This window comes from Actinoalloteichus hoggarensis, from assembly GCF_002234535.1.
Lineage (GTDB): Bacteria > Actinomycetota > Actinomycetes > Mycobacteriales > Pseudonocardiaceae > Actinoalloteichus_A > Actinoalloteichus_A hoggarensis.
Genome location: NZ_CP022521.1, coordinates 2959760 through 2980059 on the forward strand (window position 1 = coordinate 2959760; position 20300 = coordinate 2980059).

Here is a 20300-nt window from a genome sequence, read left to right on the forward strand (position 1 = left end):
GCACCGCGCCACGGGTGGCCTCCATCGACGGAGACCTCCATCGCCGTACTTGCTCTCACGCCTCTCGAGGACGACTCGTCCTTGACTATCTGTGTTCATATCAACACCTCCGGTGATCGCCGGAGACGTTAGGGGCGCGATAGCGGGCCGGAGGGGACAGAACGTCCCCCCGGACACCCTGTCCCTACATCATGATCGCGAGTCGTTCGGCGAGCCGAGCCGCCTCGGAACGGACCGTGGACCGGCCGGTGGAGGCGAGGGTGATGACGACGTCCCGTGCTGTGACGCTGAAGCGCAACGCCTCGGGGGAGTATCGCTCGGCTTGAAGCAGGGGGATCAGTGCTCCGCTGTCGCGCTGCTGATGCAGGGCACGCGAGACGTTCACCAGATGCGAGGCCTGCCAACTGCGGGAGGGGATCGTGTCGACGTCGAGATCGTCAGCGTGCCGCAACGCCTCCGTGGCATCGCCCAGGGACTGGGCGATCCAGGTCTTGTGCAGCTCGACGTGCTGGCGGCTGAACCCGTGCCGGTGGTGTCCGTAGTCTGCTGACAAGGTGTCGACGACGGTGGCCGCTCGTTCCCAGTGCACCCAGGCGGACGGATCCTTGAGTTGGCGAGCCGTGGTCGAGGCACGAGCGAGCTGCACCGCGCCCCACAACGCGCGAGTCTCGTCGTCGCCGTCGGCGAGCCGGGGGTCGAGTACTCGGGTCGCCGAGTCCAACAGGTCCATGGCCTGTTCTGCTCGGTCGGTGACCCGCAGCGCGAACGCGGAGTACAGCAGCGCGGTGGCCTGTGCGGCAGGATCGTCCGCGTCCTCGCCTGTCTGCTGTCCTCGATCGACGGACAGCCAATACCAGTGCCTGCTGTTCTCCTGCCAGGCGAGGTACGCCTGACACAGATGATATGCGTCCGCGAGCGAGCGACGCGCCTGGCTTCGTGCGACACCCTCGGACTCCCGGACCGCCGCACGCCCGACGCGGATCAGCCGGGGAAGCTCGCCGGCCGCATAGGTTCGCTGATGAGGAGAGTCGTGCCAATCGCGCCACGCCCGTTCCACCGCAGCGGTGTAGTGGGCAACCGAGGGCGCCGCCTCGGCGGTGTCGACCGTGTACTCGGTCAGGGCCAGGCCGACCATCTCCGCAGCCGGGTGTGCCGGTCGTTCTGCGATCCGCACGGGAGCGGAGAGATCGCCGCCATACAACGCCGAGAGATCACGCACGCCCAGTTCCCGTGCCACCTGTGCCGCCATGCCCAACGGCAGGCCGCGCTCACCACGCTCGATCTTCTTCAGCCAGTCTTCGGACTTCCCGACCAGCCCTGCCAACACGGCACGAGACTTGCCACTGCGCTCGCGAAGTCTGCGCAACCGGTTCCCGACTTCACGACGATGGTCCGCAGTGTTCACAGGCATGGGGGATCACGTCCACTTCGTCTCGGCGAAGCCGCAGCCTCGCGCTGCCGTTCTATGCCTTCAGGCGAAGTCTAGGCAGGATGGATCACGTTGTGTCATCGTGTGATCTCCACCCCCAGCCGGAAGGGACGGCCTCGGCCCCGACAGACGGTTCCGGCTGTCCAAGTCGTCGTGTCCCTCGGCTACTTCGTTGCGGGTAGTCCCGGTGGGCTGATCGTTGACGACTCGCTCGTACGAAGCGCCTCGCCTCGGTGTGGATTCACCGAGCTGTCGCGACGTATGGAACGACGGTGCCCTGGTGGAGTCGACGGGTCGCTTTGGGGCGTGGCAGTGCGTGTGGGCAGGCTGGAGAGCGGCGCCTCGAAGCGTTGATCTTCTTCCGGAGTCGACTCGAATCGAGATCCGGCGAGGAGGTGGGCGTTTCTGCGTCGGCAGCACGTACGACCATTCTGCGTCTGTGTCGGGGCTATTCAGATCGGCTGGCGTGGGGGCAACTCTCTCCACGTGGTGTCATCCCGGCCGGCGGCATCTCTGTGGCTGATCGCTGTCCCATAGCAGGAAGCGAACGATCGCGGGGATAGATCACTTAAACGAGTGATCTCGTCGATGTGTGACCGCTTTCGCCGCCGTTTCTGTCGGTGCCCGTTTCTACGGTCGCCTGGTCATCGTGGCCTGGGCCGTTGTATCCCCCCTGGTCGTGCTGGCCGGTCGTGAGTCGCGGCGTTGAGGTTTAGATGAAAAGTGAATCAGATCCGCGAAAAGTAGTTACCCAGGTGCGGTACGGACGGGAAGGGCGGTGGTGCATGACGGCGCAGCACGCGATGTCTTCGCGTGGGCGGGTGGCCATGCAGGTGTGGGGAGAGGCCGCGCTGTTCACGCGGCCGGAGTTCAAGACGGAGCGGGTGACGTACCCCTGTATGACGCCGACCGCCGCGGTGGGTGTCCTGGAGTCGATCTACTGGCACCCGGGCATGCGATACGAAGTGGACCGCATCGAGGTGCTCACGCCGATCGTGCAGTTCGCGATCAGGCGGAACGAGACCTCCCGGATGCCGCCGGTCCACAGCGCGTTGGCGGGGCGAACCCTGGACACGGCCGCACCGGACTCTCGCACACAGCGCATGTCGCTGTGCCTGCGCGACGTGGGCTACCGGATTCGCGGCTGGATACAGGTCCTCGACGGAGCGGACAAGACCATGCCCGCCTATCGCGATCAGTTCTTCCGACGGCTGCGGCGCGGCGCGTGCTTCAGCCAGCCCTATCTCGGCTCCCGTGAGTTCGTGGCCGACTTCAGCGCGGTCGACGAGACCCCGGTACAGGAGACGCTCGATCTCGACATGGGACTGATGCCGCATTCGGCGGTGTACGAGGGCGAGGAGTTCCGACACTGGAACTGGTTCCGCGCCAGCCTGCGTGGCGGCGTGCTCCGCGTCCCGGAGAAGGCGCTGACCCCACCGAGTTCGGCATCGGCGGCTGTAGAGGCGGCGGGCTGATGTTGCTGCACCACTTCGCCCATCAGGGTACTGACCGCGTCGGTGACGGCCCCCGCAATTACGTCGAGCGATCGGTGCACTGGCAGCTCGATCTCGACGGTGCCGGCTCTGTTCTCGGGCTCACTCCGCTGCATGGTCTGAAGGGCAGGCTGGGAGTCCCGCTGCTGATCCCTGACCCGGACCGCACCAGCGGGGTGGCCGCCGCGCTCGGCACGGACCTCGCGGAGTACGTCCTCGGCTGGCAGCGAGTCGACCGTAAGACGAGGGAGCGGGTCCCCAACCCCCACACCCCACGCCGACAGCAGGCATTCCGGCAGCTCATAGACGAGTGGACGGCTCAGATCGACCCGGACCACGACCCGGTTCCCCATGCCGTGGCCGCGTTCTATCGATCGGGTCTCATCGTCGACCAGCCGCTGGATGGTGACGGCGCGCATTACGTGGTGCGATCGTGGGCACCCTGCTGGAGGAGGGCAGCGGTGATCCCGAAGACGTCGGCGAGGTGCTCAGAAGCGCTGAGAAGGGAATGGCGCGGAATCGACCGATCGCCACGGCCAAGTTCCGCGCGGTGACTCTGGGCGCCAACGTCTCGCGACTCATCGTGCGCGATTGGATCGACATCTCGCTGTCGGACCTGCTCCGCAATGTTCGATCCTGGATGGCTGATCACCGGGTCAACGGTCGAGTCTTCTCCCTGTGGCGCCTCGCGGTGTCCTGTGGTCGCCATACCGAAATCGGCTATGTCCCGATGGGATCCAAGGCCGACGACCGACTCAAGGATCTCCAGGACGTGCTCCTGCACGCCGCACTGACCGGACGTTCGATTCCGGGAAAGGTCACGGGGCGGGTGCTGCACCGCGTCTGGCGTGATCACCGCATCGACGGACCTCGCCTCGCACTCCTGCAACTCTCCAGAAGGGGACAGCCCGTGTTGACGCTGGACGCACCCGACCAGCCCGCCGCCTACGTGCTGGGACGCCTGTTGGCACTGCTCGACTCCGTGCAGCACCGATCCTCCGAGAGCAGGATCAATCGGACGTTCGCTGCCCGCATGCTCGGCGGCGCGCGGACCCGCCCCGGACTGGTGCTCCGTGACGGTCTGCATCTGGCGGAGAGCGCATGGCTGCCCAGACTGGAACGAAGGAGGCCTGCGGCGGCGGCGGCACTGCGACGAGAGCTGGCCGCGATGCAGACGCTGATCGTCGACGAGACCCTGACGCGACCGCTAAGTCCGGCCGAACAGGTTTTGCTCGTGCTGGGCCTGGGTCACCAGCGGCATCGGCTCTTCGAACAGCAGGAGATCGCCAGGGCGGCTCGCGCGGCCAGGGGCGACCACGGCCCCGAAGGTCCTGATTCGGATTCCCGTGATCGGGACTCCCACGACTCAGGACCCCACGACTCAGGGGCCGACGACCCCGACACCGACGACCCCGACACCGACGACCCCGACACCGACGACCCCGACACCGACGACCCCGACACCGACGACCTCGGAGAACAGCGATGACTGATCACACCGACCCCGCCGTCCGCCACGACATGCTCCTGATCTTCGACGTGCTGGACGGGAACCCCAACGGCGATCCGGACGCCGCCAATCAGCCTCGGCAGGACCTGCAGACCAATCAGGGCCTGATGACCGACGCGGCGATCAAGCGGAAGATCCGCGACACCGTTCCGCTGCTGGCGGCTGCGGCGTCGGCCGACCTCGACCGATACCGCGTCTTCGTGGAGGCGGGGGAGGCGCTCAACCCCCGGCTGGAGGAGTCCTACACCGCCAACGGCATCCCCTTGGAGAAGCCGGAGGGAACCGGGGCGAAGAAGACCCGCAAGCGGATCGAGGCTACCCAGTCCGACGAGGCGCGTGCCTGGCTGCGACACCGCTACTACGACCTGCGCATGTTCGGCGGTGTCCTGAGCACCGGCAACACCCAGTCACTGGGCAGGATGCGCGGCCCGATGCAGGTCACCTTCGCCCGCTCGGTCGACCCCATCGCCCCGGAGCAGCACGCGATCACGCGGGTCGCCAAGACCCGTGCTGAGGACACCGGCCACGGGGAGATGGGCAACAAGTGGACCGTGCCCTACGGCCTGTACACCGCTCGGCTGCACTACTCCGGCGTCCGAGGAACCAAGGCGGGGGTCACCCGTGAGGACCTGGAACTGTTCTATCGGGCACTCCTGATGATGTGGGATCACACCGGCTCGGCCGCTCGTGGCGAGATGGCCACCCGTGGCCTCTACGTCTTCTCCCACCCCGACGCTTACGGCGCGGTACCCGCGCACACGCTGATCGAGCGCGTCACGATCCACCGGACTCGCCCCGACGAGCCCGCCCGGTCGTTCGCCGAGCACTACAAGCTGGAGCTTGACGACGCTGCTCTGCCCGCAGGCGTCACCGTCGCCCAGCTGGCCTGAATCGAAGGAAGAAACGAGGAACCTGGCGAGTGGACGCGCAACGCACGATGTACGCCCACAGCAGGCCGCTTACGCCTGTCGAACACTGGCACCGCTGCGGCGATCATGCCGAAGGCACTGCCCGGCTCGCCAGGTCCTTCGCCGAACCGTTGAACGCCGCCGACCTCGGAGAGGTACTCGGTCTCTGCCACGACGCGGGCAAGTGCCTGTACTCGTGGCAACGTCGACTACTGGTCGTCGGCAGGCAGAACGGGCGACGCGGTCACATCGGCATTCCCCACGCCGATGTGGGGGCGCACCTGCTTCGGCGCGTCGCGGGACCGGCCGCCCTCACGGTGTTGGGACACCACAAGGGACTCACCACCGTCGGCGAGTTGGCGGACCTGCCCACCGATCCGGAGTCGGCGGCCCGCTTCGCGGAGGCGGGCCGGGCCTTCCTGCGGGAGGTCCCGCGCGCCGAGGCCATGCTGACCGGGCCGACGCTCCTGCCCGCAGCCTGGGAGGCCGACCGGTCGGTGTGCGATATCGGGCTGCGGCTGCTCTACTCCGCTCTCGTCGACGCCGACTACCTCGACACCGGGGCCTTCATGGCGGCCACCGAGGTCCGGCTCGGCGAGCCGCTTGACCCGGTCTCTCTTCTCGAACGCTTCGACCGGGTCCGCTCCGAGTCGGCATCGCCCGTCTCGGCACTCAACCTGCTGCGCGGCGAGATCCACGATCAGGCGGTACAGGCGGCCGTCAGGCCGAGGGGCATCTACCGACTCGCCACCGGAACCGGAACGGGCAAGACGCTCGCCTCCACCGGCTTCGCCCTGCACCACGCCCGCGAGCATCGTCTCCGCCGCGTCATCATGGCGGTCCCGTTCATCACCATCACCCGGCAGAACGCCGAGGTGCTCAGGCACCACCTCGGTGCCGACACGGTGCTGGAAGACCACTCGGCCGTCGATCTCTCGGAATCCAGGATGAAGCTGGCCGCCGAGAACTGGGACGCGCCCTTCATCGTCACCACCACGGTGCAACTCTTCCAGTCGCTGTTCTCCCGCCGGCCCGGCCCGATGCGGAAACTTCATCGCATCGCCGGCTCGGTGATCGTCCTCGACGAGGTGCAGGCCCTGCCCGCCGAGATGCTGGTCCCGATCCTCGACGCGCTACGGGTCCTCGTCGAGCACTTCGGCTGCACGGTGCTGCTCTGCTCCGCCACCCAGCCCACCTTCGACAGCCTGCCGGTCTGGGAGAATCTGTGCGTCGAAGGCGAGAAGCGAGGCGTGGAGGACATCGTCACCGTGCCGAAGGAACGCCTCGATCGGGCGCGCAGCGTGCGTTATCGCTTCTGGACGGACCCGAAGCCGACATGGGACGAGGTCGCGCGTGACGCGGCGACTCGGCGACAGGCTCTGTTGATCGTGAACACGCGCGACGATGCCCGTGCCCTCCACGACGCCTGCCTGCGGGCGGCCGAGGGACACCGGGTGCTGCACATATCTCGGAACATGTGCGACCTGCACGTCATGGCGATGCTCGATCTCGCCGGGAAGATCCTCGGTGACGACGAGAAGCTGCTCGTGGTGACCACCCAGCTCATCGAGGCAGGCGTCGACGTCGACTTTCCGGCGGTCTATCGGGCGCGGGCCACCGCGGAGGCCCACCTGCAGAGCGCCGGGCGGTGTGACCGTGAGGGCAGGCGCGGCGACGGGGTCGTGATCATCTTCGACCCGGTGGGCGGCGGACTGCCGGGCGGCTATTACCGAACGGCAGCCGAGGTGGCGAAGAGCCGCTTCGGGCCGGGTCGTGCGGCACCGGATGACCTCGACGCGGTGAGGACGTACTTCGAGGACGTCTACGCGAGGCTCGGTCTCAACTCGGACGGGCACCCACGGAACAAGCTGAACTGGCAGGACTGGCACCACATCACCGAGAATCGCCGACGGGGCAGTTTTCGTGACGTCGCCGACGGGCCGCACCGCTTCCGAATGATCGATAAGGACGGCATGGCGGTCGTGATCAGTGCTTATCGCGGCGAGGACGGGACGGCGGACTGCTCGGAGCAGCTCGCGGCGCTCCGCGATCCGGCGACCAGGCCGTCACAGCAGCGCGAGGCTCTCCGAACCTTGCAGCCGTATGTCGTCTCGTTCAACGACCAGACCATGGAGCGGCCGGAGGTGCGGCGCCGTCTCGTCCCGGTCATCGAGGACGTCCTCTACGAATGGACCGGCGGCTACGACCTCCAGACGGGAGTCGACGTCGCACCGGCTGACTCGCCGGCCGAGGGCCGGGCCGTGGTGCGGACATGAGGTGCCGACGCGTGCGGCGCTAAGGTCGGCCGAGTCCGCCGCCGAGTCCGCCGCCGAGTCCCGCCCGTCCGGAGCCGTGAACGGCGGGAACACGCGATATCACGGTCGGATCGCAGAGCCGGCCTTCGAACGCCCCGCCGCAGCCGATGGATCGACCGCTGCGCGGGCTCCGAGCGCCGGCTGCCGACCCCCGCACGGCCTACGCGCCCGCCCCGTCGTCCGAGTCCGGTTCGGCGTCGTCGGTGTCCGGCTCGGCCTTCGCCGCCCGCCCGGCGACCAGCAGTGTGTTGAGTCGCCGCATGACGTCGATCTGTGCCGAGTTGTACAGGTCCGTGATCGCCACGCCGATCGTCTCCGCCGCGGCCCGCGTGCCCAGCCTGGTGTCCTGGGCGGCCTCCAGAAAACGGGGAAAGGCCTTCTCCAGGTCGCTGACATGCGCGGCCAGCCGCTTGGCGAGCTCGTGTCGGGTCTGTTCGTCGGCGTCGTCGGGCAGGTTCGTGAGCTCGGCCTCGGTGGGGTGTTCCTGGGAGGTCTTCACCATCTCCGCGTAGACGTCGAGCGACGCGGGGCTGAGCACCCTGGAGAGCACGACGAGGAAGGAACGGTCGGCCGCGCTGAACTTGACGTCGTCGGCGGACAGGCCCATCTCGGTCGGCAGGTCGGTCGGGGCTGACTGCTCCAGGGTGACGGCCAGTTCGGTGCGCACCGCCTGGAGACGTTCGATCGTCCGGGCCAGTTCGGCGTCCAGCGCTCGCAGTTCCTGCTCGGGATGCTCGTCGGCGTCGCCCATGTCGGCGATCTGGGTCAGGGAGAATCCCAGTTCCGCCAGCCGCTTGATGCGCAGCAGGCGCACGAGATGCGCGACGCCGTAGCGCTTGTAGCCGTTGGAGCTTCGTTCCGGCTCCGTCAACAGGCCGACGGCGTGATAGTGCCGCACCGCCCGCAGGCTCGTCCCGGCGAGTTCGGCGAGCTGACGGGTGCTCCACGCCACGACTGTCCATTCTTCGTGCGACTGATCATTCGGCACGCCTCGCCGAGTGCGGACGATGTGTGGAGACCATACCGTTACGAGACTGTTCGCTCATGCTCGTGCGTCGAGCCGGCCGGGCGGCGGTCCCGCACCGACGTACTCGACCGGGCGTCGTGACGCGGATCACTGTCGTCGGCCTTGAGTGTGCCGTAACGGCACGAGTTCTCCTCGACGAACGACGAACGACGAACGACGAACGACGAACGACGAACGACGAACGACGTGCGCGTCTCGTCATGTGCGGTCGGCGGACGGAGCTCACCGGCATACGGCGCACCGCCCGGGCGGCGGGCGAGCGGCGGTCACGGGACCGCCGAACCCCGCGAGGTCGCTTGAACACCAAGACCGCCCGACCACCGAGACCGCCCAGCATGCGAGAGGATCGACATGGCGTTGCCGAGGTTCATCCCGGTGGAGGAGTTCTTCACACCACCCGCGGGCGGAGCGTCGATCTCGCCGGACGGTGCCACGATCGCCTTCCTCGCGCCATGGCGGGACCGGCTGAACCTGTGGGTGCGGCCCGTCGACGTCGTCGATGAGGTCGCCCGCAGGGTTTCCGCGGAGGACGCGCTCGGCGTGCGGGAGTATCACTGGAGCGACGACTCCCGGTGGCTGCTCTACACCCGAGGAGGTGTCGGGACGGGACACCTGTATCGGGTCGACCTGCTGAACCCGGTGGCCCCGGTCGTGGATCTCACGCCGTTTCCCGGCACCGTCGTCGCCCAGGTCGACCTGCCCCTCGGTCGACCGGGCAGGGCGCTTCTGACGTTGAGCACGCGGCGGCCCGACCTGCTGGACCTCCACGAACTCGACATCGCCTCCGGCGACCTCACCCTCGTGGCGCGGAGCCCCGGTGACGTCGGAGGCTGGGTGGGCGGCCGCGACGGCGCGGTGTTCGCCTGTTCGCTGACCGAGGACGGCGACATCGAACTGTCGCGATGGGACGGCGCCACGAGATCGCTGACGCCCGTCGCGCTGTTCGACGGCGCCGACCATCCGACGGCGATCTCTCCCACGCAGCCGACCCCGGACGGCACAGGGCTGTGGATCGGGTCGAACCGGGGGAGCGACCGGACACGGCTGGCTCGGCTCGACCTGGCCACCGGTACGGAGACCGAGGTCGACAGCCACCCCGCGTTCGACCTGGACACCCGGTCCGCCGTGGCGTCCTCGGTCCCATCGCCGCTGATTCTCCGCCGGGGCACGGGGGAGCTGCTCGGAGCCCGATATCTGGGTGAGCGGCAGGTGATCCACGCGCTGGACCCGCACTTCGCGGAGGTACTGGCGAATCTGCAAGGGCTCTCGGACGGCGACCTGGCCGCGGTGTCCTCCGACGTGGGCGAACGACGGTGGGTGGTGTCCTTCACCCACGACCGTGACCCGGGGGCCACCTTCCTCTACGACCACGTCACGGGGGAGAGCCGCCTGCTGTCCCGCTCGTATCCGCGGCTGGAGCCCGAGGACCTGGCGCCGATGACGCCGGTGACGATCACCGCGCGCGACGACGTCGCGCTGCCCTCCTACCTGACGCTGCCCGTCGGCGTGGAGCCGGTGGGGCTGCCCTTGGTCCTGGTGGTGCACGGCGGCCCGTGGCTCCGCGACGCCTGGGGCTACCACCCGGTCGTCCAGCAGTGGGCCAATCGCGGGTACGCGGTGCTTCAGGTGAACTACCGGGGCTCGACCGGGTACGGCAAGACCTTCGTCAAGGCTGCCATCGGCGAGTTCGCGGGCCGGATGCACGACGATCTCATCGACGCCGCGGCCTGGGCGGTGCGCGAGGGTTACGCCGATCCCAGGCGGATCGGGATCTTCGGCGGCGGCTACGGCGGCTACGCGGCGTTGGTCGGCGCCGCCTTCACCCCGAACTTCTTCGCCGCCGCCGTCGACTACGTCGGGATCGCCGATCTGACGTCCTTCATGCGGCGGCTGTCCGAGGCCGTGCGGCCCTTCCTGGCCAACAACTGGCACCTGTTCGTGGGCGATCCCGAGGAACCCGCGCAGGAGGCCGACATGCTGTCCCGCTCGCCGATCAGCAGGCTGGATCAGATCCGCACGCCCCTGTTCCTGGTGCGCACCGCGGGCGGGGCTCGCGCCGAGTCGGACGACGTCGTCTCGACGCTGCGTGCCCGCGGCGTCGACGTCGAGTACCAGGTCACGGAGTACGTCGAGCGCGTCTCCCCCGACGTGCACGACCTGATCGACCTGCAACGCGCCGCCGAACGCTTCCTGGCCCGGCACCTGGGCGGCCGGCAGGCCGAGGAGTCCTGACTCGCCGCGGCGGACGCCGTCCCGGCGTAGGCGCGGCTGCTTCGACGTGCGCGTCGTGGTGCGACCGTCGAGTGCGCCACGCACACCTCGGGCGCGGTCGCGGCGACGCGGCCGAGACCATATCCGACAACACGAACCGTGCCTGGACCGTGACTCTGCGCGCTATGCTCGGGGGGTGTGAGGAGGTCGGGCATGGGACGCGGAGCCAGGCGACGCAGGGCGGCCCGTCGTCGGCGCGAGGCTCCCGCGAAACCCGAGTGGCGTCGATGGTGGACCTGGGCGAGCGTCGCCCTGATCCCGACGGTGCTCACCGTCGGCGGCGTGTGGCTGGGCGCGACCATCAGCCTGAATCAGGCGGGCGAGCTGGAGGCACGTGCCCAGCAGGGCGCCGAACGGGTCGAGGACGCGAGACTGGCCGCCGAGCCCGCCGTGACCGCACGGGTGCGTCCTGTCGGCGTCTCCCCGCAGACCTGGGTGTTCCCGGACGTGCTCGATCGCGCGACGCTGGCACGGACCTATGACAGGGTCCAGGACGATCGCGTGCGCGAGTTCGGCTCATGGGGCGCGGTGCTCAGCGACTCCGAGCTGGTCGCGGTCGGCGACGTCTACAAGACACGGAGCAGTTTCCACGTCACGCTCGTGGGCAACCGGCGGGAGCCGGTTCGCGTCGTCGCCGCGAGGGCGGTGGTCGTCGAGCGGTCGGCCCCGCTGGACGGGACCGTGCTGCATGAGATTCCGCAGGGTGTCGGCGCCGTCGAGGACGTCTTCGTGGACCTGGACGATCCCAGCGGCGCGTTGCGGTACGTCGAAGACGGCAGTGGGGATCAGGCGCGTCCCTGGCTCGACGTCCGGTCGGTATCCCTGGAGCAGGGCGAGGCGGTCGATCTGGAGGTCTCCACCCTGACCTCGGAGCACCGTTACCTGTGGCGGCTCGAGCTGACCGTCGACTACGGCTCCACCCGGGGAGAGACGGTCCTCATCGGCGCGGACGGGACCGCCGACGGGAAGCCGATCGAGTCCAATGCCTGGTCGCCCGGCAAGCCGGGTGTGGACGGGGTGGCGGCCAAGGAGATGTTCCACTATCGGGGCGGCATCCACCACGTCTACGGGGACGAGTGGTCCTTCTCGGGTCCTGGATGAGCGGGCCGCCGTACCCGCGCGGGACGGGGCGACGGCGGCGCATCGGCGGCAGCGCATCGACACGGCGGCGCTCGGTGGGCCCGCGGTGCCGCGCGGGATCGGCTCGCCGGTCGGTGGGCGGCGGGGCGGCGTGATCGCGACCGCTCGGTGTGCGGAGAGACACCGGGCACCGTCCTGCGCCCGGACCGACCGTTGATCGGATGGTGATCGGTCGGACATCGGACCCGGCCGGGTCGCCCGATCGGTGTCAAACGCGGCGAGTAGATGCGTGCGAAATCATCATCCATTCCGGTATTACCGTCCTATTACCACTCGAACGGTGCATGTTCGGGTTCTATTGGTCGATTAGAGTCGGTGGCGCCGAGGCGGGAAGTCGAATCAAGTCGACTTCGCAGGCTCTCGCTCGGCGGGCTTCTTCTCGTGACGCTCTGGGGTCGATCGCGAAGCCTGCCGGTCTGTTCGCTCTCATTCGATCAAGGAGATCTCCATGTCTGGAAGAAGGACGCTCGCCGTCGCCTTCGTCGCCATGCTCACCCTGTTCGCGGGCACCGCGGGAGCGGCCGAGGCTCCGGTCGCGGCGGAGTCGCCGAGCACGGTCGGCATCACCGGCACCTGGTACAACCAGCTCGGCTCCATCATGGTCATCACCGCCGGTACGGACGGGTCGCTCACCGGCACCTACGAGTCCGCGGTCGGCAACGCGGAGAACACCTACGTCCTGACCGGGCGCTACGACACCGATTCCCCCACCGGACAGGGCATTCCGCTGGGCTGGGTGGTCGCCTACGAGAACTCCTTCCGCAACGCGCACTCCGTGGCCACCTGGAGCGGTCAGTACTTCGACGGGACCGAGGAGCGGATCAACACCCAGTGGATTCTGACCTCGTCGACCACGCCCGCGGACGAGTGGACCTCCGCCCGGCTCGGCCACGACGAGTTCAGCCGAGTCGAGCCGTCGCCCGCGGACATCGAGCGGGCGCGCGAGTCCGGAGTGACGTCCCCGACGGGCTGACGTCTGGCGAATCTCGACTCTCCGATGTCCGTGCCCGTTTCTACGGTGAATTCGTGAAACAATTCCGTAAATGGCCGACATCGGGTGGGTGGAAAACGGGCGGACGGGTGCCGCCGGGGATTCTTCGATGATTCTGGTGCGCGGCGACGAGTGAACGACGGTCGTCGACGATTCCCGTCTGCCGTGGTGGTCTCGTATCGCCGCGGGCGGCGCGAGGACCGGGCGGGTCGCCGTAGTCGGCGGCGGCCCGCCCTGGTCCGACGCCGTCGCCGAAGATCGCGCTGGTTCGGCCACAGCCGGCTCGACGGGGCGCTACACCGCACGCGGCGCACCGTCAGGCCTGCGACCCGACCGGCTCGGACTCGTGCCCGCCCGGCGTCATCGGCGAGCGTGCCGGCATCCGGGAGCCCACGCTCGTCCGGAGAGCCCTTGCCGTCGTCGGCCCGCGGGACCGTTCCCGGGTCGCCCGTTCGCCGTCACGGATCAGCCTACCGGGCCGAGCGTTCCCGGCTCGCACTCTCGACGCCCGTCGGACATCCGCCGCTCGGTGACCTCGATGTGCTTCCGCAGCGCCTCGCGCGAACGGGCGAGCGTCTCGATCCGCGTGTCCAGACCGTTCAGTCGGGCCCGCAGTATGGCCAGGATCTCCGGACAGGCCTCCAGGTCGGGCGCCGTGCCCGTCACGCACGGCTGAAGGAAGCCGATCTCCTGCGTCGACAGTCCGGCCGCCAGCAGCTGCCGGATCTGCCGCACGGCCAGGACGGCGTCCTCGGTGTACTGGCGATAGCCGCCCGCGCCTCGACCGGGACGCAGGAGGCCCTGCGACTCGTAGTACCGCAGTTGATGGGTGTGGACGCCGGTTCGCCTGCTCAGCTCGCCGATCAGCACGGTGACTCCTTTCGCGTGTCGTACGGGCCGCGTTCTTGACCTTCATACCGATGTGAAGGTTCATGATCGTGCCATGACCCCCGATGCATCCTCGGAACAGCACATCGCCCGTGACCGCGACGCCCGGCAGGCTCCGGTGGCGGTGCTCGGCCTCGGCCTGATGGGCGCGGCCCTCGCGGAGGCCTTCCTTCGCGCCGGGCATCCCACGACCGTCTGGAACCGCACGGCGGCGAAGGCCGATCGGCTCGTCGCAGGCGGGGCGACCCTCGCCGCCTCGGCGGCCGAGGCGGTTGCCGCCGCCCCGCTCGTGGTCGTCTGCGTCGCGGACTACGCCGCGGTACGGGAGATCCTCGATCCGCTCGGCGAGCTTCTCGACGGCCGAGTCCTGGTCAACCTGACGTCGGGCTCCTCGGCGCAGGCACGCCAGACCGCGCAGTGGGCGGGGCGGCACGGCCTGGCCTACCTCGACGGCGCGATCATGGCCTATCCGCAGGCCGTCGGCGGCCCCGACACCGTCATCCTCCACAGCGGGCCGCGGGCGTCGTTCGACCGGCACGAGTCGACGCTGCGCGTCCTCGGCGGGAAGACCGTCCACCTCGGCGCGGACCACGGCCTGGCCGCCCTGCACGACGTGGCGCTGCTCAGTCTGATGTGGAGCGTGCTCGACAGCTTCCTCCACGGCACCGCACTGCTCGGCACCGCAGGCGTCGGCGCCGACGCCTTCCAGCCGCTCGCCGTCTCGACCCTCGAGACCGCCGCCGGCTGGCTGGCAGGCTATGCGAGGCAGATCGAGGAGGGCGTGTACCCGGGCGACGACGCGACCATCGACACTCACCGGGCCGCCATGACGCATCTCGTCGACGAGAGCCGGGCAGTCGGAGTCGACGTCGACCTGCCGCGGTTCCTCACCGCCCTGGCCGATCGCGCCGTGGCGGACGGCCGAGGCGGGGACGGCTACGCCGCGCTGATCGAGCAGTTCCGCAGGCCCTCGGCCACGGGGGCGGCCCCGGACGCGGCGCAGGCCGACCCGGACGCGGCCGACTCCGCCTCGAAGCAGAGCCCGGCCGCCTTCGACCCGCACACCCTGCTGGCGGAGAGCCGTCTCGGCGTCCTCGCGACCATCAAGTCCGACGGTCGCCCGCAGCTCTCCCCGGTCACACCCTTCTACGATCGCGAGGCCGGCGTGCTCTACGTCTCGATGACCGAGGGGCGGGCCAAGACGGTGAACCTCCGCCGTGATCCGCGCGCCACTCTGGAGGTCACCAGCGCCGACGGCTGGGCGTGGGCCACGGCCGAGGGCACGGCGACGCTCACCGGTCCGGGCACCGATCCACACGGGCCGGAGGTCGAGGCGTTGGTGGACTACTACCGCCGGGCGGCGGGGGAGCACCCCGACTGGGACGAGTACCGATCGGTGATGGTGTCGGATCGACGGGTGCTCATGGTGATGACCGTCGACCACGTCTACGGCGCCGACATCAGCTGACCGTCTCGCCGCGGCGGCGACGTCCGCCGGTACGCGGCGCCTGTGCCGATCTCGGCGTGTCGCCGGCTCGCGGTGCTCCCGTCGGCTCCGTCGGCTCCGTCGGCTCGGATGTGCCGGGCTCCGGCCTCGTCCGCCGCCCCGACCCGTCGGCCCGGCTCGGCAAGGTCCATGCGGCCGGCCGGACCGGGCCCCTAGGGGGTCCGGCCCGGCACTGATCGGCCTGCACGGGCCGAGTCCGCGGGACCGCGCCCGGATCGAGAGCCCAGTTCAGGACCTCGAGTCCAGGACCGGCGGGGTCGAGATCTCGCGGGAGCGGACCGCGCGGACGGCCTCCGCCCGCCGACTCAGAACCGCATCGTCGACAGATACTCGTAGCTGCGCAGCGCGCTGTGCAGCGGATCGGCGGGCGCATCGTGCTCGACGACGTACTCCCGCACACCCGACCGCCGCTCGGCGAACATCCGAGGGAAGTCCAGCGTGCCGTGTCCGACGTCCTCGAAGGAGCCGTCAGGCGCCATGTCCTTGACGTGGAACACCGGGAACCGGCCCGGATACCGGCGGAAGTAGTCCACCGGGTCGTAGCCGCCGTCCACCGCCCAGTAGAGGTCCAGCTCGAAGTTGACCAGCCTGCGGTCGGTCTCCCGGAGCAGGATGTCGTACAGCACCTCGCCGTCGACGGTGGCGAAGTCGAAGCCGTGGTTGTGATAGAGGAATCGCAGCCCGGCCCGTCGCGCCGCGTGGCCTGCCACGTTGAACTCGGCCGCCACCTGCCGGTAACCCGCCGGATTCTGCAGATCACCCGGCAGCGACGGCACCACGACCGACTGCACGCCCAAGACGTGGGCGTCGGTCAGCGCCTGCTGCCAGTCGCCTCGGATGGCGTCCAGGCTCAGATGCGTCAGCACGGCCCGCAGCCCGGCCGTGTCCAGCATGGCGCGGAACTCCTGCGGGCTGTGGCCGTAGAGCCCGCTCACGCCCACCGTCGCGTAGCCGATCTCGCCGAGCCGGTTCAGGGTGCCCTGCGGATCGGACTCCATCAGGCCGCGCACCGTGTAGAGCTGGATGCCGATGTGCTCCCTCGGCACCCGGCGGTGCCCGCCCGGCGTGGCGGCGGCGTTGGCCGTGATCAGTCCTGACGCGCCGACCGCGACGGCGGCGCCGCCTGCCAGCCGCAGGAATCCTCGGCGGGACTCCGGTTGAACGATGCCCATCACTTCAAGCCTTCCTCGGGAATGACGCTGCCTGGTCAGGGAGGGTGAACGCGGGCCCGGTCGGGGAGGAGCCCGCCGGGCCCGCGTCGGGCTAGTCGACCGAGACGGCGACCGTCGCCGAGGTCCGCACCCCGGCGTCGTCGGTCACCGTCAGTCGTGCGGTGAACGGCCCGCCTCGCGTGTACTCGTGACTCGCGGTCTCGCCGTGGACGTACTGGTTGTCGCCGAACTCCCAGTGGTGATCGACGATCTCTCGGCCCTCCGGCACGGTCACCTCGGCGCTGAACTCCACTGTCAGCGGTGCGGTGCCGGCGGCGGGAGTCGCCGTCGGCACCACCGTGGCCGAGATCTCCTCCTTGGTGACGCCCTGGCCGTTGAAGTGCAGCCAGTCCACCGACATCAGATCGTGGCCGTCGGGCGTCCACTCGGGATTGTCGAACACCAGGTAGAGCGTGACCGGGCCGCCGGGATCCGCCAGCGGCACGGTCGGCGAGATCACCGCTCCCCAGCCGCCCGTGTTCTCGACGTCCACCGAGCCCAGCAGTTCACCGTCCGGCCCGTCGGCTCGGAACTCCACCGTGCCGCCGATGCCCGCGGAGCCGACGCCGAGGGTGACCGAGTCGATGCCGGTCAGATTGATCGGATCGTAGGCGACCCAGTCGCCGTGCTCGATCTCGCCGATCCGGTGGCCTGCCGAGGAGTCGTCACGAGCCAGGGCCTCCACCCCGCCGTTCTCCCCGCCGGTGTCCTCGAAGTGCTCGGCCTCCTTGCGCTTGGGCTCCAGCGTGGCGTGCGCGGAGCCGACGAGCGGTGGGACGCCGTTCACACCGCCGCCGTCCTGGTACTGCGCGCTCAGCGCCGCGTAGAGGTTCTGTCCGGGTCCGTGGCTGTCGCCCTGGTCGGTGGTGATGTCGCCCTGACAGCCGGTCACGTTGTCCATCGGATGCAGGTGATCGTCGTGGCCCAGCTGCGACTGCACGACGACCTTCGAACAGTCGATCTCGGCGTCCTCGGCGTCGGTCACCTCCACGGTGAAGGGGATGGTGTCGCCGAAGTCGAACAGGCCGCCGTGGGCGGGCAGCGTGATCGCCACCTCCGGCCGGGTGTTGCCGACCGTGATCGTGGTGACCGCCACGCCCGCCAGCTCCGTCTCCGGATCGGTCACGGTCAGCCGCGCCGAGTACTGCCCGTCATCGGGGTAGACGTGGGTCGGATTCCGCTCGGTCGAGTCGACCGAGCCGTCGCCGTCGAAGTCCCACTCGTAGACCACAGACTCGCCCGCGCCCACGCCGGAGCCCTCACTGGAGAACGTGACCTCCAGCGGACCCTGTCCGGAGTCGGGCGATGCCGAGACACGCGCCGTGGGAATCCGGCCCTCGGCGACGTAGTCGATCCGGTAGATGCCCGAGCCCTCGTTGCTGCCGCCTCGGCCCGTGCCGCTGCCCTCCCCGAAGTCGATGACGTACAGGGATCCGTCCGGCCCGAACTCCGCCTCGAAGGGCTGGACCCACTCCAGGTCCTCGAAGACGCCGTTGATCGAGAGCAGGTCGCCCGCCCGCGTGGGCTCGAACCGGGGGTCGGTGAACTCCTGGTCCGTCTCGTGCACCGACATCGTCTTGAACCACTGGCGGGTCAACTCGTAGGTGAACCACTTGCCGTCGAAGTACTCGGGGAACTTCGTGATCAGCGGGTTGTCCTCGTCGTAGGCGTAGACCGGGCCCGCCATCGGGCCGCCGCCGCCCGTGCCCAGCTCCGGGAACTCCGCGGACTCCGAGTAGGCGTAGTGCACCCAGGCGGGGTCGGCGGGCGGCAGCTCGGTGAGGCCGGTGTTGTTCGGCGAGTCGTTCACCAGGGCAGTGCAGTCGAACGGCTCACCGGAGGTGCCGGTGGCGAAGTCGTAGTCGTTGAACGGGGTGTTGTCGCCCGTGCAGTACGGCCAGCCGCGGTTGCTCGCCTCCGTGATGCGATCGAACTCGACCGTGCCCTCCGGGCCTCGATCCGGGTCCGCCGCGCGGGCGTCCGGCCCGTAGTCGCCGACGAGCAGCGCGCCGGAGGCCGAGTCGACCGTGATGCGGAACGGATTGCGCATGCCCATCACGTAGATCTCCGGCCGAGTCAGCTCGGTGCCCTCGGGGAACAGGTTGCCCTCGGGGATCGTGTAGCCCCCGTCGGCCTGCGGGGTGATGCGCAGGATCTTGCCGCGCAGGTCGTCGGTGTTGCTCGACGTGGCCTGGGCGTCCCAGGCGCGTCGGCCCTCCCGCTCGTCGATCGGTGAGAAGCCGTCGGAGGCGAACGGGTCGGTGTTGTCGCCGGTGGCGATGTAGAGGTCGCCGCCGTCGTCCATGGCCAGCGAACCCGCCATGTGCGAGTTCGCCCGGCCCTCGCCCCGAAAGGTGGGGATCTCCAACAGTCGAGCCTCGGACGCCTCGTCGACGCGGTCGCCGTCCACCGTGAAGCGGGAGACGTTCAGCCGGTTCTCCTCTTTGTCGGAGTAGAGCAGGTAGAGGAAGCCGTTCTCCTCGAACGCCGGGTCCAGGGTCAGGCCGAGCAGCCCGTCGGACTGGCTGGTCATCTCGGAGGTGTACTCGAAGTCCAGGGCGGTGGTCACCGACAGCGTCTCCTGGTCGACGATCTTCAAGGCACCGGTGCGTTCGATGTAGAACACCCGTCGGTCGGGTGCGACCGCGAGTTCGAAGGGATCGGCGAGCCCTTCGGTGACCAGCGGGATGCGCTGGAAGCTTCCGGTCCTGGTGGCCGAGCAGTCGCCCTCGGCCGCGCCCGCCGCCCACTCGATTCCGCCGAGGAGGTGGCCGAGGAACAGTTCGTCGGAGAAGTCCTCGCTCGCGTGGCCGCCCGCGGTGAACCAGGAACGTCCGCCGTCATAGTTCTGACACCAGGAGAACGGGTGATCGACGCCCTCGTCGAGCCCCTCGATCCCGTCCCGCACCTTGATCTGGGCCAGAGTGTGCACGTTGCCCGTCGGGTTCGCGGTCCAGTTGTACCACTCCTCCGTGCGCTCCCAGAGTTCCGGGAGGCCTTCGGTGGAGGGATGCGCGCGGTCCAGCACCTTCACCCGGCCCGGCTGGATCGCCGGGTGGTGGTCGAAGATCGCTCCGACCAGGCCTTCGTACCAGTCCCAGTCGCGTTCACTGGCCGAGGCGGCGTGCAGGCCGGCCCAGCCGCCGCCGCCCTGCACGTACCGCTGGAACGCGGCCCGCTGATCGGCGTCCAGCAGATCGCCCGACTCCGGGGTGGAGTTGGTGTTGTTGAAGACGATCGCGTCGAACCGGGCGAGGTTCTCGTCGGTGAAGGCCGCCGCGTCGTCGGTCGCCGTCACGTCGAAATCATTCTCGGCGCCGAGTTCTTCGATCGCGGCGATGCCCGCGGGAATGGAGTCGTGATAGAAGTTCGTCCATTTCGAGAAGACCAGCACGGAGAATCTGGCCTCGGTGGCGCCTGCGGCGGGCGTCGCGGCGAGTCCGGTGGTGACGACGAGCAGCATGGCGAACAGACCGCCGAGCGCGGCGGCGAATCGATTTCCTCGGATCTGACGCGGACGGGTCGGATGTCTCATGGCGCTCCCAGTCGAACGAGCGAGTGCGGACGCGAGATCGATCGTCGTTCGGCGGGCTCGGCGAGTCCGTCGGCG

Annotated in this window: 14 protein-coding genes and 1 pseudogene; 10 read left to right on the forward strand and 5 right to left on the reverse strand. The window is 69.2% G+C overall.

Annotation, left to right across the window (positions count from 1 at the left end):
• Positions 1-184: 184 nt before the first annotated feature.
• Positions 185-1411, reverse strand: a complete 1227-nt coding sequence (locus tag AHOG_RS13050; RefSeq protein WP_093941601.1) for a helix-turn-helix domain-containing protein — start codon at positions 1409-1411, stop codon at positions 185-187.
• Between the two features lie 845 nt (positions 1412-2256).
• On the opposite strand from AHOG_RS13050, the gene cas5c reads away from it, so the two are divergent.
• The 5 genes from cas5c to AHOG_RS13070 are packed head-to-tail and all read left to right on the forward strand — an operon-like array spanning position 2257 to position 7616.
• The gene (gene cas5c, locus AHOG_RS13055) at positions 2257-2904 is read left to right on the forward strand and encodes a type I-C CRISPR-associated protein Cas5c (RefSeq protein WP_245856979.1); all 648 of its coding nucleotides are present in this window, start codon (positions 2257-2259) and stop codon (positions 2902-2904) included.
• Positions 2904-3476 carry a type I-C CRISPR-associated protein Cas8c/Csd1 gene (locus AHOG_RS29910; protein WP_157736798.1) on the forward strand — a complete coding sequence of 191 codons (573 nt, stop codon included), beginning with the start codon at positions 2904-2906 and terminating at the stop codon, positions 3474-3476. The genes cas5c and AHOG_RS29910 overlap by 1 nt, the downstream gene beginning before the upstream one ends.
• Positions 3365-4411, forward strand: a complete 1047-nt coding sequence (locus AHOG_RS13060; RefSeq protein WP_245856980.1) for a type I-C CRISPR-associated protein Cas8c/Csd1 — start codon at positions 3365-3367, stop codon at positions 4409-4411. Before AHOG_RS29910 ends, AHOG_RS13060 begins: the two co-directional genes overlap by 112 nt.
• A complete protein-coding gene (cas7c, locus tag AHOG_RS13065) occupies positions 4408-5322 on the forward strand; it encodes a type I-C CRISPR-associated protein Cas7/Csd2 (protein WP_093941604.1) in 915 nt (304 codons plus the stop codon). Before AHOG_RS13060 ends, cas7c begins: the two co-directional genes overlap by 4 nt.
• Positions 5323-5351: 29 nt before the next feature.
• Positions 5352-7616, forward strand: a complete 2265-nt coding sequence (locus AHOG_RS13070) for a CRISPR-associated endonuclease Cas3'' (RefSeq protein WP_093941605.1) — start codon at positions 5352-5354, stop codon at positions 7614-7616.
• Positions 7617-7815: 199 nt separating this feature from the next.
• Here the strand turns inward: AHOG_RS13070 and AHOG_RS13075 are convergent, their stop codons facing one another.
• Positions 7816-8607 (reverse strand): helix-turn-helix domain-containing protein, encoded by a 792-nt coding sequence (locus AHOG_RS13075; protein WP_093941606.1) that lies wholly within the window; start codon positions 8605-8607, stop codon positions 7816-7818.
• Between the two features lie 426 nt (positions 8608-9033).
• On the opposite strand from AHOG_RS13075, the gene AHOG_RS13080 reads away from it, so the two are divergent.
• The 3 genes from AHOG_RS13080 (at position 9034) to AHOG_RS13090 (ending at position 13066) form a co-directional block, all read left to right on the forward strand.
• A complete protein-coding gene (locus AHOG_RS13080) occupies positions 9034-10914 on the forward strand; it encodes a S9 family peptidase (protein ID WP_093941607.1) in 1881 nt (626 codons plus the stop codon).
• A 192-nt stretch (positions 10915-11106) separates the two neighbouring features.
• The gene (locus AHOG_RS13085) at positions 11107-12054 is read left to right on the forward strand and encodes a hypothetical protein (RefSeq protein ID WP_093941608.1); all 948 of its coding nucleotides are present in this window, start codon (positions 11107-11109) and stop codon (positions 12052-12054) included.
• A 487-nt stretch (positions 12055-12541) separates the two neighbouring features.
• Positions 12542-13066, forward strand: a complete 525-nt coding sequence (locus AHOG_RS13090; protein WP_093941609.1) for an avidin/streptavidin family protein — start codon at positions 12542-12544, stop codon at positions 13064-13066.
• A 483-nt stretch (positions 13067-13549) separates the two neighbouring features.
• On the opposite strand, the gene AHOG_RS13095 is transcribed toward AHOG_RS13090, so the two are convergent.
• Entirely contained in the window at positions 13550-13954 is a 405-nt protein-coding gene (locus AHOG_RS13095) for a MerR family transcriptional regulator (RefSeq protein ID WP_093941610.1), read from the reverse strand.
• 73 nt (positions 13955-14027) lie between these two features.
• Between AHOG_RS13095 and AHOG_RS29350 the strand changes: the two are divergent.
• Positions 14028-14942, forward strand: a pseudogene (locus AHOG_RS29350) (NAD(P)-dependent oxidoreductase); the annotation flags it as partial.
• Between the two features lie 96 nt (positions 14943-15038).
• Positions 15039-15440 carry a PPOX class F420-dependent oxidoreductase gene (locus AHOG_RS29355; protein WP_211290642.1) on the forward strand — a complete coding sequence of 134 codons (402 nt, stop codon included), beginning with the start codon at positions 15039-15041 and terminating at the stop codon, positions 15438-15440.
• A 344-nt stretch (positions 15441-15784) separates the two neighbouring features.
• Here AHOG_RS29355 and AHOG_RS13110 read toward each other — a convergent pair whose 3' ends face one another.
• Positions 15785-16651 carry a sugar phosphate isomerase/epimerase family protein gene (locus AHOG_RS13110; RefSeq protein WP_093941612.1) on the reverse strand — a complete coding sequence of 289 codons (867 nt, stop codon included), beginning with the start codon at positions 16649-16651 and terminating at the stop codon, positions 15785-15787.
• Between the two features lie 91 nt (positions 16652-16742).
• Complete coding sequence (locus tag AHOG_RS13115; RefSeq protein ID WP_093941613.1) at positions 16743-20225, reverse strand: ThuA domain-containing protein; 3483 nt, start codon at positions 20223-20225, stop codon at positions 16743-16745.
• Positions 20226-20300: the final 75 nt, after the last annotated feature.

Bases quoted from the DNA above. Each gene is read 5' to 3' on its own strand.
- AHOG_RS13050 (WP_093941601.1), bottom strand. From the start codon at position 1,411: ATGCCTGTGAACACTGCGGACCATCGTCGTGAAGTCGGGAACCGGTTG.
- cas5c (WP_245856979.1), top strand. From the start codon at position 2,257: ATGCAGGTGTGGGGAGAGGCCGCGCTGTTCACGCGGCCGGAGTTCAAG.
- AHOG_RS29910 (WP_157736798.1), top strand. From the start codon at position 2,904: ATGTTGCTGCACCACTTCGCCCATCAGGGTACTGACCGCGTCGGTGAC.
- cas7c (WP_093941604.1), top strand. From the start codon at position 4,408: ATGACTGATCACACCGACCCCGCCGTCCGCCACGACATGCTCCTGATC.
- AHOG_RS13080 (WP_093941607.1), top strand. From the start codon at position 9,034: ATGGCGTTGCCGAGGTTCATCCCGGTGGAGGAGTTCTTCACACCACCC.
- AHOG_RS13085 (WP_093941608.1), top strand. From the start codon at position 11,107: ATGGGACGCGGAGCCAGGCGACGCAGGGCGGCCCGTCGTCGGCGCGAG.
- AHOG_RS13090 (WP_093941609.1), top strand. From the start codon at position 12,542: ATGTCTGGAAGAAGGACGCTCGCCGTCGCCTTCGTCGCCATGCTCACC.
- AHOG_RS13110 (WP_093941612.1), bottom strand. From the start codon at position 16,651: ATGGGCATCGTTCAACCGGAGTCCCGCCGAGGATTCCTGCGGCTGGCA.
- AHOG_RS13115 (WP_093941613.1), bottom strand. From the start codon at position 20,225: ATGAGACATCCGACCCGTCCGCGTCAGATCCGAGGAAATCGATTCGCC.